Here is a 20,179-nt window from a genome sequence, read left to right on the forward strand (position 1 = left end):
AGCCGAGAGGTTAACGGAGACGTCCGTTCCCGTTGAGGGCGCCCACGGCCGAGGACGCGCGCACCCTCTCGACGAACCGGCCTTCTCGACGGGCGGCGCCGGTCGAGCCTTCTTAGGGTCGGTCCATGAGCACCACCGTGGAGAGCCCCGGCAGCAAAGGCCCGGCCACCGCACGCGGCGGCTTCCTGAGCCGCGTCCCCGAAGGGTTCGCCGTCTTCTTCGGGTTCCTGGGCCTCTTCTGCGCGGTCCTCGCGATCATCGCCCCGCTGCGCCACCTCCTGCGCCCTCTCGTCCGCGTACTGGACCTCCTCACGGTCCCGGTGAGCCCCAACCTCGCGTACGCCGTCTTCCTCTTCCTCCTCGCCGCGGCGACAGGGGCGCGCAAGAAGGTCGCCTGGTGGCTCGTCATCGTGTATCTGGGCCTCCTGCTGGCCTTCGACGTGCTCGGCATGGCTCTCGGCTTCTGGGCGGACTCGCTGCCCTCCTTCGTCGTCTGCGGCATCGCGTTCGTCCTCCTGATCCTGGCCCGCAAGGAGTTCTCAGCCGACTCACGCCGCGGCGCCGTACGGCGGGCCATCGCCGTGCTCGCCGCGGGGCTCGCCGTGGCGATCCTGGTCGGCTGGGGCCTCGTCGCGCTCTTCCCGGGTACGCTGCCGCGTGGCGAGGCCCTGCTCTGGGCGGTGAACCGCGTCTGCGGCGGTCTCTTCACCGGCCACGACTACTTCGACGGCAGACCACCGCGCGCCCTGCACTTCTGGTTCGGCCTCCTCGGCGCCCTCGCCCTCCTGAACGCCGCCGCGACCCTCTTCCGCTCCCAGCGCATGGAAGCCGCCCTGCACGGCGACGAGGAGCCCCGCATCCGCGCGCTGCTCGGCACGTACGGCGCCCAGGACTCCCTCGGCTACTTCGCGACCCGGCGCGACAAGGCCGTCGTCTTCTCGCCCAGTGGCAAGGCCGCCGTCACCTACCGCGTCGAGGCGGGCGTCTGCCTGGCAAGCGGCGACCCCGTGGGCGACCGTGAGGCCTGGCCGCACGCGATCGGCGCCTGGCTGGACGTGGCGCGGCGGTACGCGTGGGCGCCCGCGGTGATGGGCGCATCGGAGGACGGCGCCACCGCGTACGCCCGCTCCGGACTCGGCGCGCTCCAGCTCGGGGACGAGGCGATCCTGCACGTGGCGGGGTTCGACCTGGACGGCCGCGACATGCGCGTCACACGGCAGGCGGTGAACCGGGTCCGCCGCACCAGCGCCACCACCCGCATCCGCCGTCACTCCACCCTCACCGACGAGGAGATGGAGGCGATCGTCGACAAGGCGGACGCGTGGCGGGACACCGAGACCGAACGTGGCTTCTCGATGGCGCTCGACCGCCTCGGCGACCCCGCGGACGGCGACTGCCTGCTCGTCGAGGCGCTGGACGCCGACGGCCGGCTCATCGCCCTGCTCTCCCTCGTGCCCTGGGGGAAGGACGGCATCTCGCTGGATCTGATGCGCCGCGACCGGGCGACCGCGCCCAACGGCGTCATGGAGTTCATGGTCGCCGAACTCTGCGCGGGCGCGGGCAAGTTCGGGGTGCGCCGCATCTCCCTGAACTTCGCGGTGTTCCGCTCGGTCTTCGAGGAGGGCGCCCGCATCGGCGCCGGACCCGTCCTGCGGCTGTGGCGCAGGCTGCTCCTGTTCTTCTCCAAGTGGTGGCAGCTGGAAGCGCTCTACCGCTCCAACGCCAAGTACCACCCCGAGTGGTATCCGCGCTTCATCTGCTACGGCGACGCCGGAGCCCTCGCCCGGATCAGCCTCGCCTCGGGCATCGCCGAAGGCTTCGTCTCCGTGCCCTCGCTGCGCAAGCTCTGGGGCAAGGGCCGGCGGCCCAAGGGCGTCACCAAGCCCGCGAACACGGCGGGCCTCCCGCCGATCTCCGCCCTCGGGCTCGTCGGCCACGGGGACGCGGCGGACGCCGACCCGCTGGCCGCGCTCTCCGACCAGGCCCGCATCCGCCACCGCAAGCTCGACCGGCTGCGCGCCGACGGCGTCGACCCTTATCCGGTGGGCCTCCCGCCGCGCACCCATACCCTCGCCGAGGTCACGCCAGCCCTGACGGGCGATCGGGTCACGGTCGCGGGACGCGTCATGCTCGTACGCGACTTCGGCGGCGTCGTCTTCACCGTCCTGCGGGACTGGTCGGGCGACCGCCAGCTCGCCCTGACCCGCGACCGGTCCGGACCCGGCGTCCTCGACCGCTTCACCGCGGCCACCGACATCGGCGACCACATCACCGCCACCGGCACGGTCGGCAGCAGCGACCAGGGCGAGCTCACCGTCTTCGTCACCGACTGGCGGCTCACCGGCAAGTGCCTGCGCCCGCTCCCCGACAAGCGCCACGGTCTCGCCGACCCCGAGGCCAAGGTCCGCCGCCGCTACCTCGACCTGGTCGCGAGCCCCGGCGCACGCGACGTCGTCCGGGCCCGCTCCACCGCCGTACAGGCCCTGCGCCAGGGACTGCTCGACCGCGGCTATCTGGAGGTCGAGACCCCGATGCTGCAACAGATCCACGGCGGCGCCAACGCCCGCCCCTTCACCACCCACATCAACGCCTACGACCTCGATCTCTACCTGCGCATCGCGCCTGAGCTGTATCTGAAACGGCTCTGCGTAGGCGGCATGGAGAAGGTCTTCGAGATGGGCCGCACCTTCCGCAACGAAGGGGTCTCGTACAAGCACAACCCCGAGTTCACGATGCTGGAGGCCTACCAGGCGTTCGCCGACTACGACGTGATGCTCGACCTCACCCGCGAACTCGTCCAGGGCGCCGCCACCGCCGCCTTCGGCTCACCCGTCGCCCGCAAGGCCGACGCGGAAGGGCGGCTCACCGAGCACGACATCTCCGGCCGCTGGCCGGTCAAGACGGTCTACGGCGCGATCTCCGATGCGCTCGGCGAGGAGATCGACGCCGACACCCCGCTGCCGGAACTGCACCGGCTCTGCGACCGCGCGCACGTGCCGTACCAGCCGGACGACGGCAGGGGCGATGTCGTGCTGGAGATGTACGAGCGCCTCGTCGAGGAGAAGACGACGCTGCCCACCTTCTACAAGGACTTCCCGACCGACGTCTCCCCGCTGACCCGTCAGCACCGCACCGACCCGCGCCTCGCCGAGCGCTGGGACCTGGTCGCCTTCGGAACCGAACTGGGCACCGCCTACTCGGAGTTGACCGACCCCGTCGAACAGCGCCGCCGCCTCACCGAGCAGTCGCTGCTTGCCGCGGGGGGAGACCCGGAGGCGATGGAACTGGACGAGGACTTTCTCGACGCCCTGGAGTACGCGATGCCACCCACCGGCGGGCTCGGCATCGGCGTCGACCGGCTCGTCATGTTCCTCACCGGCCTGACGATCCGCGAGACGCTGCCCTTCCCGCTCGTACGCCGCCGCTGATCCTCCTTGTTTCCGCTGGTCCCATCGGGTGCTTTCGCGGCCCGCGGTGGTGTTGCTGTCCGGCGTCGGCCTTCCGCCATGCGACGGATTAGTAATGAAAAAGGATCAGATGACTCCAGGGCGTCGCGCGCTCCTGCGCGCCGCCGCTGTCTTCGGTCTGGCCGCGGCCACCGGCTGTATGGGCACCGAACGGCCGGGCACGCCCCGACCCGCGGTGCCCAGCGGTGCGGCGGCCGGTGGCCCGCCGGCCGCGCGGGCCCTCAAGCCCTCCGCGTACCGCCTCCAGCCCATCGCCGGCTACGGCCCGCCGCACGCCGCCCGCGCCCGGCTCCGCGTACGCAGGAAGCCCATCCTGCGCATGGACGGGGACGGCCGCGCCATGGTGCTGACGTTCGACGACGGGCCCGACCCCCGCTACACGCCGGGCATCCTGCGCACCCTGCGCCGGTACGACGTCCGCGCGATGTTCTTCGTCTGCGGCGAGATGGCCGTGGACAACAAGGACCTGCTGCGCGAGATGGCCGACGACGGGCATGTGATCGGCAATCACACCTGGACGCATCCGCTGCTTCCGAAGCTGACCCGGAACGCGATGCGCGAGGAGATCGAGCGCACCTGCGAGGTCGTCGAGGACGCCGTGGGCGAGCCGCCCCTCTGGTTCCGTGCCCCCTACGGGGCCTGGAACCGCAACGCCTTCCAGCTGGGCGCCGAGCTGGGCATGGAGCCGCTCGCCTGGACCGTCGACACCCTGGACTGGACCGAGCCGGGCACCATGACGATCATCCGGCGTGTACGGGCCGGCGCCGCCCCCGGGGTCGTCGTGCTCTCGCACGACGCGGGCGGCGACCGTTCCCAGAGCGTGGACGCCCTGCGGACGTATCTCCCCGAACTCATCGACGCGGGCTATCGGATCACGGTGCCGAGCCGCTACGGAATGTAGGGCGCGGTATTTCGCCCGCCATGTGTCGTGAACCGCCGGCGCATTCGCCGTCAGCGTACGTCCACCAGGCGGGCGAAAACGACGACGTTCCCGTCATATCCGGACCGCTTGGAGAAACCGCCGCCGCAGGTGATGACGCGGAGTTCCGGCGCCCCCTTGTCGCTGTAGACGCGGCTGCCCGGGAAATCGCGCTTCTCGAAGACTTCGATCCCGTAGATCTCGAATACCGCTGTCTTGCGGTCCGTGCGCAGGACCTCGATGCGGTTTCCCTTCTTCAGCGAGCCAAGGCCGTAGAAGACGGCGGGGCCCTGCTGATTGTCCACATGGCCGACGATCACGGATGTGCCCTTCTCGCCCGGCGAAACGGCGCCCGTGAACCAGCCCGCGAGGTTCGGGTCCTCGGGCGGCGGCGCGTCCACCCAGCCGTCCTCGTCGAGCCCGACCGGCAGGACCGGCGCGTCCACCTGGATCCCTTTGATGCCGATGCGCGCCGCGGGCGCGAACGTCAGCGGGGCGACACCCTGCCCCGCGTCTTGGGGAGCCTGGTCCGCGGCGGCGGCCGAAGCCGGCTGGGGCGGACCCACGTCGAATTCCCCTGAACCATTCCGGATCAGTGCGAGGCCGGTCAGCAGAACAAGCGCCATTACGCCCCAGGGCGCGCGCTTCCTCGGCTGTTCCTCCTCATCGGCCGGCTGGGACGAAGGCATTCTCTGATCCCCTCTCAACGCGGCATTCGCACCGCGTCCGTTGCGCGTACAAGCACGCTAAGCGCGGCGCACGCGAGAGGCGACAGAGCGGGAGCGAACGGGTGGCGGCCATACCGGGGGTGAGCCATCCGAGTCGTGGTCGGCAGGAAATTTCTGACGGTCCGTGACCTGCGGCAATATCGGCTTGTACGTCTGCGCTTCGGCGTGTCGCCTCACCAGGACGGCCGATCGCCGAAATGCGGCCCTGTGCAGGGCATCTGAGGGTCTGACTGGGAGGCGCTCTCGCCGATCGACCGGGGACGGTTACCCCGGGGCGTCTTCCGCGGAGGATTCACATGCGTACTTCTCGTATGCGCACCACTCGTGCCCTCGCGGTCGCCGTCACCGCGGGTGCCGTCGTAGGGCTCGCCGCCCCGACGGCATCGGCCTGGGCCGACCCGACGAACATCGTGGCCATGCCGAGCGTGATCCCACGAGGCGGTCACCTGACCGTCACGGTCGACGGCAGCGCCTGCCAGGCGTCCGGCAGCAAGGTCACCTCGAACGCCTTCCCCGACACCACCCTGAGCCCCATGCCGGGCGGCAGCTCGGCCAGCGCGAACCCGGTCGTCAACCATCACGCCAGGCCCGGGGCGCACGACATCACGGTCCACTGTGGTGGCAAGACCCTCACCAAGCCCTCCGCGTTCACCGTCATCCACGGTGGCGTACGCGGTGGTCTCGGCGGCAGCACCAGCTCCGGGGCGACCAGTACCGACATGGCGATCGGCGGGGGGCTGGTGGCCGCCGCGGTGATCGGTGGCGGGGTGTTCTGGATGCGGCGCCGCTCGGAGAACGCCGGGCGAGGCCTCTGAGGACGGCTCTGTCTCTCGCAGGTGCTGTACGCGAACACCGGTCACTCGCACGTCCGGTGTGAGCGGTTCCGCTTCGCTCGACCGGCGCGTCCCCCCTTCCGCGCCGGTCGGGCGGTTCAGGAGTTGTCGCCACCGGTGCGGCGGCGCGTCCGGTAGTACGCGGTGCCGAGGGTGCCCACGATCAGGGCTCCGCCGAGGGCGATCTCGTGCAGGTCGAGCCCGCCGAAACTGCCGCCGACGCCGGCCCGCACTCCGTGGTGGACCGGGGCGGTGGGGTGCGAGGTGGGGTGATGGGTGGGGCGGCCCGTGGCGATGGTGAGGTCCGTGGTGCCGGTCTCGCCCTTGCAGTCGAAGGTCACCTCGTACATCGCGCCGGGCTTCGCGTCAGGGAAGACCATCGCGGTGACCGACTGCTGTCCCTTGGGGATATGGGCGTCGTCGAAGACGCCGGAGGTGACCTTCGTGTCGCCTTCGCAGCCATCGACGCTGAGCGAGACCTGGCCTCCGGCGGCGATCGTGGACGGGGTCACGCGGAAGCCGAACGAGGTGATGTTGTTGCCCGTGTCGGACTCGTCCGCGACGGCCGCGGTGGCGGTCGGGGCGGTGAGGGTCAGGGCAGTGGCGGCGAGCAGAACGGCCGAGGCGACGCGTATCGCGCGCATGATGATTCCTCCGGGTCCCGAGGAGCAGCCGCGGACCTTGTTCCGCTTACACCTGAAATGCACCTCGATGCCGGAAACGCTAGGCAGGGACCCGCCCGGCCGCGATCGCAGTCGCGCGAACGGGGCAATGGTGTGCGCCGGCCGGGGGAACGGGGCGGGGTGTCGCGGGGTGGGCGAGGGGGTTTGGGGGGTGGTGCGTGTATTGGGGCGGGGCCAGCCGTGGGGGCCGCGGATACCCGGCCTTTGCGGCTCCCTCGGGGGATTTGGCCGTCGGCCGGGCATCGCACCCAGGTGGTGCGGGCCGCGCGCTCGGCAGAGGGCCGGGACGCCGGACGGTGGCTGGTTCGGCCTCCCCGGTGGAGGCCGCGGGTGCCCGGTCCTTGTGGCTCCCTCGGGGGCTTTCGCTTTCGGCCGGGCGTCGCGACCAGGTGGTGCGGGCCGCGCGCTCGGTCTGGAGGGCTGGGACGCCGGGCGGTTGCCGGTTCGGCCTCCCCGGTGGAGGCCGCGGGTGCCCGGTCCTTGTGGCTCCCTCGGGGGCTTTCGCTTTCGGCCGGGCGTCGCGACCAGGTAGTGCGGGCCGCGCGCTCGGTCCGGAGGGCTGGGACGCCGGGCGGTTGCCGGTTCGGCCTCCCGGCGGGGGCCCTTCCCAGGGAGAAGAGCCCCGGGCAGCCCACCGGTACGCCACGGACGCCCGGCAACATCCGCCCCCGGAAGGCTCAGCCACCCGCCTCCCACACATGTGCCCCGCCGCCCCGCCACTCCACGAGGTTCGGGTCGTCGAGGGCCATGTCGGCGTCTCCGAGCCCCGCGCGGCGCAGGAACTCCATGAGATCGCGGTCGCCGCGCGCGATGCCTACGGCCTCTCCGCGCACGGTGATCCGACGGCCGCCGTCGGGAGTGGGCGGGTGGACGATGATGGGTGTCTGCCAGGCCATGCCACCAGAGTGCGCCGCGGGAAGCCGCCGCGCAGCCCGGTTTACGGACCCGTGTGCGAAGCCGGTCCGACGGGGCCGGGATAACCGCTGCGCCGATAGCCCTCCCAAAGACGCCCGCCGGACGGCGCGAGCACCTCGTCCGCCAGCGCCACGAGGCCCGAGTCCCGGTCCGCCAAGGCGGCTCGCACCTCGCCCTCAAGGCGCGCGGAAAAGCCCGGCCACACCTCGTCCGCCCGCCGCGCCAGCCACTTCCCGCCGCCCAGCCACGCCCCCGTACGCAAGAGGACGAACTCGCCGAGCCGCCGGGCGATCTCGGTGACGATGAACAGCCGCTCGCCGGCCGTCGCGCATCCGGCCAGGTCGTCCAGGAGGTCAGTCAGCGCGTACCGGCGGTCCTCCAGCTCGCCCCGAGTCGCCCTCGGCGGGCCGGCCGACAGCAACTGCAGCGCCTCGTCGCGCAGTCGGGCGCCGGTGCCGTCCCGGTTCACGAGCACGACACCCTCTGCGCACATCGACAGCAACGGCGACTGCCGCCGTGCGATCTCCTTCTCGACGAACCACCGCCAACTGACCTCGGTGTGCACGAACATCTCCACGGGCCATGGACCGCACCGCAGATTGTCCCGCGACGGGTCCCGCTCACCGGCGAGGAGCACCACGACGTCCAGATCCGAATACGGCGTACGACGCGAAGTCGTCGCGCTTCCGCCGAGGAACGCCGCCACCGCCTCCGGGTGCCGCGCCGCGACCAACTCCTCCGCGACCTCCGCGGGTTCCCTCATCTCCATGCGCCCACTCTCCCGCACACTCCCTCGAACAAGCCCCGACCACTGCGCGGCGCACGGCCACCGCCCCGCAACGGCGCCTTAGGCTACGGACGATGATGATCGAGACCGTCGTGTTCGACGTGGGGGAGACCCTCACCAAAGATGACCGCTACTGGGCATCCTGGGCCGATTGGCTCGGCGTGCCCCGCCACACCGTCTCCGCGCTCGTGGGGGGTGTCGTCACGCGGGGCCGCGACAACACCGAGGCGCTCAGGCTGCTGAACCCGGACATGGACGTCTCCGCCGCCTACCACGCCCGCGAAGTCGCGGGGCGCGGCGAGCACCTGGCCGAGACCGACCTCTACCCCGATGTGCGCCCCGCCCTCGGCGGTCTGCGCAAGCTGGGAGTGCGCGTGGTCATCGCCGGGAACCAGACCGCTCGCGTGGGCGAGCTGCTGCGTGACCTGGATCTGCCCGCCGACCTCGTCGTCACGTCGGGGGAGTGGGGCGTGGCCAAGCCGGATCCGTCGTTCTTCGCCCGGGTGACCGAGGTGGCGCAGGCTCCGCCGGAGCGGACGCTGTACGTCGGTGACCACCCCGCGAACGACATCTACCCGGCGAAGGCGGCCGGACTGCGGGCGGCGCACATCCGGCGCGGGCCCTGGGGGTACTGGTGGGCCGACGACCCGGCCGTGGTCGAGGCCGCGGACTGGCGGATCGACTCCCTCACCCAGGTCGCGTCCGTCATCGCCGAGTGAGCGCAGGCCCCAGGCGGTCCCCGTCTGCCGGTTGGCGGGAGCAAAACCGCCTGGGGCCTGCCTCCCTCACTTCCCGAGGTGGTCGAAGAGCGCCCGGAACGGTTCCGGGGTCGCCGCGACACCGCGGCTGTACGGCGCGTCGAAGTCCCAGATGAGGAAGAGCAGGAAGGCGATCAAGGCCGAGAACAGCCCCGCGAGGATGAGTTCGCGCGGGGTCCTGCGGATCTGCAGGGCGAAGATCATGCCGACGGTGACGAGGCCGCCCGTGATCAGCCCGAACCAGACGACCCCGGGCATGGTCGCCCCGGCACTGTCGCCCCGGGAGCTGCGCGCGTCGGCGGCGGCGGCCACCGCATCGACGAGCGGCTGATAGGCCTGCGCCTCGAAGTCCGACTTGGGCTGGTAGTCGGTGACGTCATGGCGTACGCGGTCCAGGAGTTTGGCGCCGCGGTCGGTGAGTTCGCCGTGGTCGGACATGGAGTCCCACTCGGTGGTGACGACATGGCTGACATAGGTGTGCACGTCCGCGCGGATGCGCTCGCGGACGTCGGCCGGGTAGACCCGCGCCCGCTCGGACACCTCGTGCAACGCCTGCGCCTCGGCGTGGACATGGTCCTGGGCGACACTGCGCGCCTCCCAGACCCCGGCGATGGCCAGGCCGAGGACGATGGCGTACACCACGCCGATCATCATCGTCATGTACTCGATGACGTCCGGGGTCTCCGAAGCGTCATAATCCGGACTCGTCCTGCGGTGCCGCAGGAAGGTGACGACAAGGACGACGCCGCACGCGGCCGCCATCGCGAGGGTGAGAACAAGCCATTCCGACATGGGGGACCTCCGACGGTCAGCGCGGACGCAGCGCGGCTACGGCGAGCACCGCGGGCGCGGTGACGAGCAGGGTGAGTGAGACCAGGGACGGGCCACCGCGGGGCGGCGATTTGCGCGGGGTGATGCGGTACGAGGGGTAACTCACCGGGGTCGGCGTGGGCTTGGGGTGAGCGGACGGGGTCGGCTTCGGGGTCGGGGCCGGCTTCGGGGGTGGCGGCGGCGCGGGCTCGGCGGGGGCCGGGCGTGCGGGCGGCGGCGGTGGCGGCGGAGGGGGTTCCGGTGCTGGGGGCTCGGGCGGCGGCGGGGGAGCCGGAGCGGGCGGTGGCGGTGGCGGTGGCGGAGGAGGGGGCGGAGGCGGTGGTGGCGGCTTGGGGCGGTGAGTGGGGCCCGTCGTGCAGACCGCCCCATCGCCCGCGACAGCCACCGCGCCACCGCCGGGAGCGTCACCGATCGAGGCGACGGCGCAGTTGTCGGCGCGCGCGATGGCGGGCGCCGCGACGGCCGCCGCGGCAGCCATCGGCGTACCGAGCAACCACGCCAGCACCACAAGCGCCAGTAAGCGTGTGACCAGGCCGCATGGGGCCCGCGTTGATCCATGCACGACAGAGATCATGGGCAGCATGTCGCCCTGCCACGCCGCCGAGGCGCACCTATGACCCGAACGGAGAAGACGCCGGGCGCGAGCTTGACGGACAAAGAATCTTGAACGCCGGTTGAACGCACCAGCTGTTCCCACCCGTACCTAGGGCCATGCGTGACGCACTCAGCGGCGCGACACCCAAGCGAACAGCGGGAGCTAGCAATGAAGACCTGGCGGAGCGCCTCACTCGTAGCGACAGCTGCGGCCATGCTGGCGCTGACGACGGCGTGCGGTCAGGAGAAGGGGGACCAGTCGCCGAACGGACAGAACGTCGGCAACCAGGCCCCTGCCAAGGCGGACGGGTACGGGGCGGGTGACGACGGATACGGGGCAGGCGCGGGCGACGCGAAGGAGGGCGCGGCGAAGACGAAGGCCGCGGGTCAGCTCGCCGTCTGGGACAGCAAGAAGCTCGGCGAGGTCGTCACCGACAGCGAGGGCTTCACGCTCTACCGCTTCGACAAGGACACCGCCCAGCCGCCCAAATCGAACTGTGACGGCGCCTGCGCCACGACCTGGCCCGCTGTGGCCGCCGACGGCGCGGTCGCCGCGCCCGGCGTGGACAAGTCCCTGCTCGGCGAGGTCACCCGGACCGACGGCAGCAAGCAGCTGACCATCGACGGCTGGCCGATGTACCGGTACGCCAAGGACGCCAAGGCCGGTGACGCCAAGGGGCAGGGCGTGGGCGGCACTTGGTACGCGGCGGCCCCCGACGGCAAGAAGGCCTCGCCCGCCGCCGAGGCCGAGCCCCCGGCCGAGACCGAACCCCCCGCGGAGACCGCCCCCGTCGACCCGGCCGGCCTCTCCACCCGCAAGGACCCCAAGCTCGGAGAGGTCGTCGTCGACAAGAACGGCATGACCGTCTACCGCTTCACGAAGGACTCCGCCTGGCCCATGAAGTCGGCGTGCACGGGAGCCTGCCTCCAGAAGTGGCCGGCCGTTCAGCCCGTCGACAAGAACGACACCAAGGGAATCCTCAAGAAGGGCTTCGTCGTCTTCAACCGCCCCGACGGGCAGAAGCAGCAGACGATCGACTGCTGGCCGCTCTACACCTTCTCCGGTGACAAGAAGCCCGGCGACACCAACGGACAGGGCGTCGGCGGCACTTGGTACGCCGCCGGGGCCAACGGAAAACCTGTCGGCGCCCCGAAGAAGTAGCACCGAGGAAGCAGCACCGAAGAAGAGCCGAAGGAGAAGTCCAGCCGATAAGGAGGTTCGTCGGAAGTACCTCGCGTTCGGTCCGGCCGGTCCGTTCCATTCCCCTCCGGGGGAGGGAACGGACCGGTTCTTTGGGTTGATATTCGGCACTTGCCACAGGCAGTGACCGAGAACGGACGGCCAATTTCCGTTTTGACTCGCTCCGTTGGCGGACGATCAGTAGCCTCACTTCGAACACCGGCTCGCCTCGCCTACGCCTTGGAGTCTTGATGGAGCGTCCCGCCTGGGCCCCGCAGGGCATCGACATCACGATGCCCAGTGTGTCCCGCATCTACGACTACTACCTGGGCGGTTCGCACAACTTCGAGGTCGACCGGGAGGCAGCCCGCCGGGCCATGGAGTTCATGCCGGGGCTGCCCAAGATCATGCAGGCGAATCGTGCCTTCATGCGCCGGGCCGTGCGCTTCTGTGTGAGTGAGGGCATCACGCAGTTCCTCGACATCGGTTCGGGCATTCCCACCTTCGGCAATGTCCACGAAGTCGCGCAACAGGCGAGCCCCGACGCCCGCGTGGTGTACGTCGACCACGACCCGGTGGCCGTCGCGCACAGCCGGGCCGTGCTCGGCGACAACGAGAAAGCGACGGTCGTCACCGCGGATCTGCGTACACCGCAGGACATTCTGGGCAGTCCGGAGGTCAAGGGACTCCTGGACCTCGACCGCCCGGTGGCCGTTCTCCTCGTGGCCGTCCTGCATTTCGTGGAGGACGCGTACGATCCCTACACAGCGGTCGCCGAACTGCGGGACGCAAGCGCGCCCGGCAGCGTGATCGCCCTCACTCACGCCTCGTACGAAGGGATGCCGATCCCCGCCGAGCAGGCCGGTCAGGCCGTCGGCGTCTACAAGGACATCCGCAATCCACTGATCATGCGCTCGCGCGAAGAGATCGCGCGGTTCTTCGAGGGATACGACATGGTGGAACCCGGCCTCGTGCCGATGCCGCACTGGCGGCCCGACACCACGCCCGAGGAGGAGGATCCGTACACCTTCTCCGGGTTCGCCGGCGTGGGGCGCACGGCATGAGCGGGGAACCGGACGGACCCGAGGACAGAGTGCGCAGGTTCGCGACCATCTGGAGCCGCGCCATCTTCCCGGTGACGGCGACCTCGATGACCCGCCCCGAGTTCGAGCAGCAACTGGTGCCCCTGGCGCGGCGGTTGCGTGCCGCGCTGCACGAGCGGATCTTCGACGCCACCGAGGCGCAGGCGATCGGCGCGGCCCTCGTCGGCACGCACTGCACCGACCCGGAGGCGCTGAGCCGCACCCTCGACTGCGTGGACGCCTACCTCGTCCTCTACTGCGGTGACGACGGCCCCCAGGAGGAGTTGCGGGCCCGGTCCGCGCGCCTGCAGCACGCCGTGGCCGCGGGTTTCGCCGCCGCCCTGCGGGAGCGCACCCTCGCCGAGCAGGAGGCGATATCCCAGGCAGCGCTGAGCGCGCGCAGTGCCGTCGCCGAAGCACTGCACGCCAGCGAGGCGCGCTTCCGCGCCGTCTTCCACGGAGCCGCGATCGGCATCGGCATCGCCGACCTCTCGGGCACGGTCCTGGAGGTGAACGACGCGCTGATCAGCATGTTCGGCGGCCTGGAGAGCCACCTGCGCGCTCGCAACGCCCAGGAGTGGACGCACCCGGACGACTCGCCCCACGTATGGAAGCTCTACGAAGAGCTGGTGCGCGGGGAGCGCGAGCACTACCGCGTGGAGAAGGCGTTCTACCGGCCCGACGGCACCGTCCTGTGGACCAACCTGACGGTCTCGCTGCTGCGTGACGCCGACGGAGTGCCGCAGTACCAACTGGCGCTGATGGAGGACACCACCGAGCGCAGGCTGCTGAATCTGCGCCTCCGCTACGAAGCCACGCATGACGCGCTCACCGGCCTGCCGAACCGGACGCTGTTCTTCGAGCGCCTGGAGAAGGCCCTCGCCGCGGGTGACGGCGCGCGGTTCGGGCTCTGCTATCTCGACCTCGACGGCTTCAAGACCGTCAACGACAGCCTCGGGCACGCGGCGGGCGACCGGCTCCTCGTCGAGGTCGCCGACCGGCTCCAGTCGTGCGCCACCGCGTCGGGCGAGATGGTCGCCCGGCTCGGTGGCGACGAGTTCGTGGCGCTGACCACGGGCCGCGAGAGCGAGGTCGAGGTGGACGAGCTCGCCGGGCGCATCATGCACGCCCTCTCCACGCCGATCCGTGTCGAGGGCCGCGAACTGACCGTGCGCGGCAGCATCGGCATCGTCGAGGGCCCGGCGGGGGAGCGCGGCGCGGCGGAGGTGCTGCGCAGCGCGGACATCACGATGTACCGCGCGAAGTCCGCGGGCGGCAACCGCTTCGAGCTCGCCGACCCCGAGGCCGACGCCCGCGCGATCACCCGGCACGGCCTGACCACCGCGCTGCCCGCCGCCCTGGAGCGGGGCGAGTTCTTCATCGAGTACCAGCCGCTCGTGCACCTCGGGGACGGCAGTGTGCGCGGCGCGGAGGCGCTGGTGCGCTGGCTGCATCCCCAGCACGGGATCATCGGCCCGGACCGTTTCATCCCGCTCGCCGAGCACACCGGTCTGATCGTGCCGCTCGGGCGCTGGGTCCTTGAGGAGTCCGTGCGCCAGGCCCGCACCTGGAAGGCGCGAACCGCGGAGGGGGCGGCCGCCGGGCCGCTGCGTGTGAACGTGAACCTCTCGCCCATGCAGCTGACCCACCCCGGCCTGGTCTCGGACACGGTGGAGATCCTTGAGCGTCTGGGGCTCGAACCGGGCGCCCTGTGCCTGGAAGTGACCGAGTCCGCGCTGATCGGCGCCGACGACGATCTGCTCAAGCCGCTGCGGCGGCTCGCCGAGATGGGCGTGGACATCGCGCTCGACGACTTCGGCACGGGCTACTCCAACCTCGCCAATCTGCGCCGTCTGCCGGTGAGCATCCTCAAGCTCGACCGCTCCTTCACGCAGGGCATGCAGCACTTCCCCGCCGACCCCGTGGACTTGAAGATCGTCGAGGGAATCGTCTCGCTCGCCCACAGCCTGGACCTCGCGGTCACGGTCGAGGGCGTCGAGACGGGCGCGCAGGCGGATCAGCTGCGAGAGTTGGGCTGCGACACGGCACAGGGCTGGTACTACGCACGGCCCGGCCCGCCGGACCAACTGCACGAGCTGGCGCTCGCGGACGCGACGAGCTGAGGAGTACGAGCGTGCCTTCCGAAGTGATCCAGTGGGTGTACGCCTTTGTGGACCGGCCCAAGGACAGGTTCGCGCAGGCCCACGCCTTCTGGGCGGAGGTCACCGGGACGCGGCTCTCCGCGTTCCGGGGCGAGGAAGAGCAGTTCGTGACGCTGCTGCCGGACGGCGCCGACGCCTTCCTGAAGGCACAGGCCGTCGAAGGACCCGGCGGCGCGCATCTCGACTTCTGCGTGGCGGACGTCGTCGCCACCGCACGCGCGGCCCGTGCGCTCGGAGCCACCCCGGTCTTCGCGGAGGAGGGCCTTGAGGTCCTGCGCTCTCCCGGCGGTCAGCTGTTCTGCGTGGTCAAGTGGGACGGCGAGCGGGCCCGCCCCGAGCCGCTCGTCGCGGCGGACGGGACCACGAGCCGCCTCGACCAGGTGTGCCTCGACGTGCCGCCGGCGGCTTTCGAGGCGGAGAAGGAGTTCTGGCCCGCCTTCACGCGATGGTCCGCGCGCCCGGGTTCGCGTCCTGAGTTCCACCTCGTCGAGCCGTCCCCGCGGCTGCCGGTCCGGATCCTGCTCCAGCGCCTCGACGCGGACGGGCCTGCCGGGGCGCACCTGGACTTCTCCTGCTCGGACCTCGACGCCGCCCGTGCCCGGCACGAGGAGCGCGGTGCCGAGACCGTGTGGCGCGGACCGCACTGGATCGTGATGCGGGACCCGGCGGGCGGCACGTACTGCCTGACGATCCGGAATCCCAGGACCGGCAGTCTGCCCACCGTTCCGTAGGCACCGTTCCGAAGTCACCCGTTCCGTAGTCACCCGTTCCGTAGTCACCGCGCGAGGAGCATCTTCTGCAGCTCCCGCGCAGCCCGCGGCGGTGCCACATCGCTGCGGTGCGCGAGTGCGATCGTCCGGTGCAGCGTCGGCCGGGCCAGCGGTGTCATCCGCAGCCCGCGCCCAGCGCGCTCGGCCACCATGCGCGGCACGACGGCGACCCCCAGGCCCGCCTGCACGAAGCCGAGGACCGCGTCCATCTCGCCGCCCTCCACCGCGAATTCGGGCTCGAAGCCCTCGGCGCGGCAGGCGGCGACGGTGAGCTCTCGCAGGTCGTAGCCGTGCCGGAACATCACGAGGCGCTCCCGCTCCAGATAGGCCACCCGCACCGTCCCGCCGCCGAACCCCCGCGCGTCCGGCGACGACACCACGACCAGGTCCTCGCGCAGCAGCTCCACGGTCGTCAGGGCGGGAGAGGGGCTCGGCAGCGGAAGCACGACCACGGCCAGGTCCAGGGCGCCGCGCGCCAGTTCCCGTACGAGGTCGTGGGAGCCGCCTTCCTCAAGGAGCAGCTGGATGCCCGGATGCCGGTCGTGGAAGGCGCGAAGCACCTCGGGCAGCAGACCGGTGCAGACGCTGGGCGTGGCCCCCAGGCGGATCCGGCCGCGGCGCAGCTGGGCCAGCTCCTGGACCTCGATGCGCGCGGTGTCGGCGTCCGCGAGGATCCGGCGGGCCAGCGGAAGCAGCGCCTCGCCCGCGTCGGTCAGCGCGATGTTGCCCCGGGCCCGGCTGAACAGCTCGGCGCCCAGTTCCTTCTCCAGGGCGCGGACCTGCTGGGAGAGGGAGGGCTGGGAGACGTGTACCTGCTCCGCGGCCCGGGTGAAGTGCCTGGTCTCGGCCACCGCGACGAAGTAGAGGAGCTGCTGGAACTGCATACACGGCAGGATACGGGCGATGATAGGCGTTCGCTATCGAGATGAGGTGATCCATCTCTTGGACCGATCGGGACCTTCGCCCCTAACGTCAGTGACATGGCTCTGGCAACGCGGACGGACCGACGGCCGTCGATGACGCGCACGATCTGGGACTCGTCCGTCGGCAAGAAGACAGTGATGGCAGTGAGCGGCCTGATCATGCTGCTCTATCTGATCGCCCACATGATCGCGAACCTGAAGATCTTCTTCGGGCCACAGGAGATCAACCACTACGCCCACTGGCTGCGCACGGTCGGCGAGCCCTTCATGCACTACGAGTGGACGCTCTGGCTGATCCGCGTCGTCCTCGTCGCCGCCGTGGTCGCGCACGCCACCTCCGCCTACCAGTTGAGCCGCCGCGACATCAAGGCACGCCCCACCAAGTACGCCCACAAGAAGGCGGGCGCGACCTTCGCGACGCGCACGATGCGCTGGGGCGGGATCATCCTCGGCCTGTTCATCGTCTGGCACATCCTGGACCTGACGACCGGCACCGTGCACCCGGGCGGCTACGAACACCTGCACCCGTACCAGAACGTCATCGACACGTTCTCCACGTGGTACGGCAACGTCATCTACATCGTCGCCGTCATCGCCCTCGGCTTCCACGTCCGCCACGGACTCTGGAGCGCCGCGCAGACCCTCGGCGCGGGCAAGGCGACCCGTGACCGCGCCCTCAAGATCATCGCCAATGGCCTCGCGCTGTTCCTGACGGCGGGCTTCGTCGTCGTCCCCGTGGCCGTCATGACCGGAGTGGTGAGCTAGCAGATGAATTCCTCCCGTGATCACGCCTCCCATGAGTACTCCTCCCATGAGTACTCCTCTCGTGAGTACGCCGACTACGCGACCGGGGAGCCGGTCGTCGACACCAAGGCCCCTGCCGGTCCCGTCGCCGAACGCTGGGACACCCGCCGCTTCGAGGCCAAGCTGGTCAACCCCGCCAACCGCCGCAAGCACACCGTGATCGTCGTCGGCACCGGCCTCGCGGGCGGCTCCGCGGGCGCCACGCTGGCCGAACAGGGCTACCACGTCGTGCAGTTCTGCTACCAGGACTCGCCGCGCCGCGCCCACTCGATCGCCGCGCAGGGCGGCATCAACGCCGCGAAGAACTACCGCAACGACGGCGACTCCGTCCACCGCCTCTTCTACGACACCGTCAAGGGCGGCGACTTCCGCGCCCGCGAGTCCAACGTCCACCGCCTCGCGCAGATCTCGGTGGAGATCATCGACCAGTGCGTCGCGCAGGGCGTGCCGTTCGCCCGCGAGTACGGCGGCCTCCTCGACACGCGCTCCTTCGGCGGCGTACAGGTCTCGCGTACGTTCTACGCGCGAGGCCAGACGGGACAGCAGCTGCTCCTCGGCGCCTACCAGGCACTCTCGAGGCAGATCGCGGCCGGCAACGTCGAGATGCACCCGCGCACGGAGATGCTGGACGTCATCGTGGTGGACGGGCGCGCCCGCGGCATCGTCGCCCGCGACCTGATCACCGGCAAGATCGAGACGTACTTCGCCGACGCGGTGGTCCTGGCCTCCGGCGGCTACGGCAACGTCTTCTACCTGTCGACGAACGCCATGAACTCCAACGCCACGGCCGTCTGGCGGGCCCACCGGCGCGGTGCCTACTTCGCCAACCCCTGTTTCACGCAGATCCACCCGACGTGCATTCCGCGCACCGGCGACCACCAGTCGAAGCTGACGCTGATGAGTGAGTCGCTGCGCAACGACGGCCGGATCTGGGTCCCCAAGGCCCAGGGCGACGACCGCCCGGCCAACGAGATCCCGGAGGACGAGCGCGACTACTACCTGGAGCGCATCTACCCCGCCTTCGGCAACCTCGTGCCCCGCGACATCGCGTCCCGCGCGGCCAAGAACGTATGCGACGAAGGCCGTGGCGTGGGCCCCGGCGGGCAGGGCGTCTACCTCGACTTCGCCGACGCCATCTCGCGCATGGGCAAGAAGAAGGTCGAGGAGAAGTACGGCAACCTCTTCGACATGTACGCGCGGATCACCGCGGAGAACCCGTATGAGACGCCGATGCGGATCTACCCCGCAGTGCACTACACGATGGGCGGACTCTGGGTCGACTACGACCTGCAGACCACCGTCCCCGGCCTCTTCGCGGTCGGCGAGGCCAACTTCTCCGACCACGGCGCGAACCGGCTCGGCGCGTCGGCCCTGATGCAGGGACTCGCCGACGGCTACTTCGTGCTGCCGTCCACGATCAACGACTACCTCGCGCGCCATCCGCACCACGACGAGATCTCCGACGAACACCCCGTCGTACGGGACGTCCTCGACGAGACCTCGCAGCGGCTGGCGAAGCTCCTCGCCGTCGACGGCGACCGCACCCCCGACTCCTTCCACCGTGAACTCGGCGAACTGATGTGGGAGTTCTGCGGCATGGCCCGTACGGAGACGGGGCTGCGCAAGGCCCTGGAGCGCATTCCGCAGATCCGCGAGGAGTTCTGGCGCCGGATAAAGGTGCCGGGCACCGGCGAGGAGTTCAACCAGTCCCTGGAGAAGGCGAACCGCATCGTCGACTATCTGGAGCTGGCCGAGCTGATGTGCCTTGACGCCCTGCATCGCGCCGAGTCCTGCGGCGGTCACTTCCGCGAGGAGTCGCAGACTCCGGACGGCGAGGCGGCGCGTGTGGACGAGGAGTTCTCGTACGCCGCCGCCTGGGAGTTCACCGCCACCGGTGATGCCCCCGTCCTTCATAAAGAAGACCTCGTCTTCGAGTACGTCCACCCCACTCAGCGGAGCTACGCATGAAGCTCACCCTGCGCGTCTGGCGCCAGCAGAACGCCGACGCCGACGGCGCCATGTCCACGTACGAAGTGGACGGCATCTCGTCCGACATGTCCTTCCTGGAGATGCTGGACACCCTCAACGAAGAGCTCATCGTCAAGGGCGACGACCCCGTCGCCTTCGACCACGACTGCCGCGAGGGCATCTGCGGCGCGTGCTCGCTCGTCATCAACGGCGACGCGCACGGCCCCGAGCGCACCACTACCTGCCAGCTGCACATGCGGTCCTTCAAGGACGGCGACACGATCGACGTCGAGCCGTGGCGCGCCGCCGCCTTCCCGGTCGTCAAGGACCTGGTGGTGGACCGCTCGTCCTTCGACCGGATCATCCAGTCCGGCGGCTACATCAGCGCCCCGACCGGCGCCGCACCCGAGGCGCACGCGGCGCCCGTGCCGAAGCCGGACGCGGACTTCGCGTTCGAGCACGCGGAGTGCATCGGCTGCGGGGCGTGCGTCGCCGCCTGCCCCAACGGCTCGGCGATGCTGTTTACTTCGGCCAAGGTCAACCACCTCAATGTCCTGCCGCAGGGCGCTCCCGAGCGGGAGACGCGGGTCCTCGACATGGTGGCGCAGATGGACGAGGAGGGCTTCGGTGGTTGCACGCTTACTGGCGCCTGCGCCTCTGCCTGTCCTAAGGGGATCCCCTTGCCTTCCATCTCCGCGATGAACAAGGAGTGGCTGCGGGCCACTCGGAAGGTCAGTCGATAGGCACGGCGTGAGCAGTTGAGGATCTGCGGGTC

General features: G+C 70.5%; 18 protein-coding genes. 11 read left to right on the forward strand and 7 right to left on the reverse strand.

Annotated features, from left to right (window positions below; translation table 11 throughout):
* The first annotated feature begins 125 nt into the window (after positions 1 to 125).
* Complete coding sequence (lysX, locus tag ACGFX9_RS21660; RefSeq protein ID WP_393474235.1) at positions 126 to 3,428, forward strand: bifunctional lysylphosphatidylglycerol synthetase/lysine--tRNA ligase LysX; 3,303 nt, start codon at positions 126 to 128, stop codon at positions 3,426 to 3,428.
* Between the two features lie 94 nt (positions 3,429 to 3,522).
* Positions 3,523 to 4,368, forward strand: a complete 846-nt coding sequence (locus ACGFX9_RS21665) for a polysaccharide deacetylase family protein (RefSeq protein WP_393474238.1) — start codon at positions 3,523 to 3,525, stop codon at positions 4,366 to 4,368.
* Between the two features lie 50 nt (positions 4,369 to 4,418).
* Here the strand turns inward: ACGFX9_RS21665 and ACGFX9_RS21670 are convergent, their stop codons facing one another.
* On the reverse strand, positions 4,419 to 5,075 hold the full coding sequence (locus ACGFX9_RS21670; protein WP_393474241.1) for a class F sortase: 657 nt from the start codon (positions 5,073 to 5,075) through the stop codon (positions 4,419 to 4,421).
* 350 nt (positions 5,076 to 5,425) lie between these two features.
* On the opposite strand from ACGFX9_RS21670, the gene ACGFX9_RS21675 reads away from it, so the two are divergent.
* Entirely contained in the window at positions 5,426 to 5,929 is a 504-nt protein-coding gene (locus ACGFX9_RS21675) for a hypothetical protein (RefSeq protein ID WP_393474243.1), read from the forward strand.
* A 116-nt stretch (positions 5,930 to 6,045) separates the two neighbouring features.
* Here ACGFX9_RS21675 and ACGFX9_RS21680 read toward each other — a convergent pair whose 3' ends face one another.
* The 3 genes from ACGFX9_RS21680 to ACGFX9_RS21690 all read right to left on the reverse strand — a co-directional run bounded on the left by ACGFX9_RS21680 (position 6,046) and on the right by ACGFX9_RS21690 (position 8,314).
* On the reverse strand, positions 6,046 to 6,591 hold the full coding sequence (locus tag ACGFX9_RS21680; protein WP_393474246.1) for a hypothetical protein: 546 nt from the start codon (positions 6,589 to 6,591) through the stop codon (positions 6,046 to 6,048).
* Between the two features lie 716 nt (positions 6,592 to 7,307).
* Entirely contained in the window at positions 7,308 to 7,526 is a 219-nt protein-coding gene (locus ACGFX9_RS21685; RefSeq protein WP_393474249.1) for a hypothetical protein, read from the reverse strand.
* A 41-nt stretch (positions 7,527 to 7,567) separates the two neighbouring features.
* Positions 7,568 to 8,314 carry a nucleotidyltransferase domain-containing protein gene (locus tag ACGFX9_RS21690; RefSeq protein ID WP_393474252.1) on the reverse strand — a complete coding sequence of 249 codons (747 nt, stop codon included), beginning with the start codon at positions 8,312 to 8,314 and terminating at the stop codon, positions 7,568 to 7,570.
* 95 nt (positions 8,315 to 8,409) lie between these two features.
* Here ACGFX9_RS21690 and ACGFX9_RS21695 point away from each other — a divergent pair, with 95 nt between their 5' ends.
* Positions 8,410 to 9,051 carry an HAD family hydrolase gene (locus tag ACGFX9_RS21695; RefSeq protein WP_393475368.1) on the forward strand — a complete coding sequence of 214 codons (642 nt, stop codon included), beginning with the start codon at positions 8,410 to 8,412 and terminating at the stop codon, positions 9,049 to 9,051.
* Between the two features lie 66 nt (positions 9,052 to 9,117).
* Here the strand turns inward: ACGFX9_RS21695 and ACGFX9_RS21700 are convergent, their stop codons facing one another.
* Both ACGFX9_RS21700 and ACGFX9_RS21705 read right to left on the reverse strand, forming a co-directional pair.
* The gene (locus ACGFX9_RS21700; protein ID WP_393474255.1) at positions 9,118 to 9,882 is read right to left on the reverse strand and encodes a hypothetical protein; all 765 of its coding nucleotides are present in this window, start codon (positions 9,880 to 9,882) and stop codon (positions 9,118 to 9,120) included.
* 16 nt (positions 9,883 to 9,898) lie between these two features.
* On the reverse strand, positions 9,899 to 10,027 hold the full coding sequence (locus ACGFX9_RS21705) for a hypothetical protein (protein ID WP_393474258.1): 129 nt from the start codon (positions 10,025 to 10,027) through the stop codon (positions 9,899 to 9,901).
* 657 nt (positions 10,028 to 10,684) lie between these two features.
* Here ACGFX9_RS21705 and ACGFX9_RS21710 point away from each other — a divergent pair.
* The 4 genes from ACGFX9_RS21710 to ACGFX9_RS21725 all read left to right on the forward strand — a co-directional run bounded on the left by ACGFX9_RS21710 (position 10,685) and on the right by ACGFX9_RS21725 (position 15,670).
* The gene (locus ACGFX9_RS21710; RefSeq protein ID WP_393474260.1) at positions 10,685 to 11,677 is read left to right on the forward strand and encodes an SCO0930 family lipoprotein; all 993 of its coding nucleotides are present in this window, start codon (positions 10,685 to 10,687) and stop codon (positions 11,675 to 11,677) included.
* A gap of 269 nt (positions 11,678 to 11,946) precedes the next feature.
* Positions 11,947 to 12,759 carry an SAM-dependent methyltransferase gene (locus ACGFX9_RS21715; RefSeq protein WP_393474263.1) on the forward strand — a complete coding sequence of 271 codons (813 nt, stop codon included), beginning with the start codon at positions 11,947 to 11,949 and terminating at the stop codon, positions 12,757 to 12,759.
* Complete coding sequence (locus tag ACGFX9_RS21720; RefSeq protein WP_393474266.1) at positions 12,756 to 14,900, forward strand: putative bifunctional diguanylate cyclase/phosphodiesterase; 2,145 nt, start codon at positions 12,756 to 12,758, stop codon at positions 14,898 to 14,900. The genes ACGFX9_RS21715 and ACGFX9_RS21720 overlap by 4 nt, the downstream gene beginning before the upstream one ends.
* A gap of 11 nt (positions 14,901 to 14,911) precedes the next feature.
* Positions 14,912 to 15,670 carry a VOC family protein gene (locus tag ACGFX9_RS21725; RefSeq protein WP_393474269.1) on the forward strand — a complete coding sequence of 253 codons (759 nt, stop codon included), beginning with the start codon at positions 14,912 to 14,914 and terminating at the stop codon, positions 15,668 to 15,670.
* Positions 15,671 to 15,714: 44 nt separating this feature from the next.
* Here ACGFX9_RS21725 and ACGFX9_RS21730 read toward each other — a convergent pair whose 3' ends face one another.
* Positions 15,715 to 16,593, reverse strand: coding sequence for a LysR family transcriptional regulator (locus ACGFX9_RS21730; protein ID WP_393474271.1), 879 nt, complete (start codon positions 16,591 to 16,593; stop codon positions 15,715 to 15,717).
* 132 nt (positions 16,594 to 16,725) lie between these two features.
* Between ACGFX9_RS21730 and ACGFX9_RS21735 the strand changes: the two genes are divergently transcribed.
* From ACGFX9_RS21735 to ACGFX9_RS21745, 3 genes are read left to right on the forward strand one after another with little or no spacing between them, the layout of a single operon-like run.
* Positions 16,726 to 17,397, forward strand: coding sequence for a succinate dehydrogenase (locus ACGFX9_RS21735; RefSeq protein WP_393475371.1), 672 nt, complete (start codon positions 16,726 to 16,728; stop codon positions 17,395 to 17,397).
* A gap of 3 nt (positions 17,398 to 17,400) precedes the next feature.
* The gene (locus ACGFX9_RS21740) at positions 17,401 to 19,404 is read left to right on the forward strand and encodes a fumarate reductase/succinate dehydrogenase flavoprotein subunit (RefSeq protein ID WP_393474274.1); all 2,004 of its coding nucleotides are present in this window, start codon (positions 17,401 to 17,403) and stop codon (positions 19,402 to 19,404) included.
* Complete coding sequence (locus ACGFX9_RS21745) at positions 19,401 to 20,147, forward strand: succinate dehydrogenase/fumarate reductase iron-sulfur subunit (RefSeq protein WP_393474277.1); 747 nt, start codon at positions 19,401 to 19,403, stop codon at positions 20,145 to 20,147. Before ACGFX9_RS21740 ends, ACGFX9_RS21745 begins: the two co-directional genes overlap by 4 nt.
* Positions 20,148 to 20,179 lie beyond the last annotated feature (32 nt).

This window comes from Streptomyces sp. NPDC048436 (assembly GCF_043200355.1).
Lineage (GTDB): Bacteria > Actinomycetota > Actinomycetes > Streptomycetales > Streptomycetaceae > Streptomyces.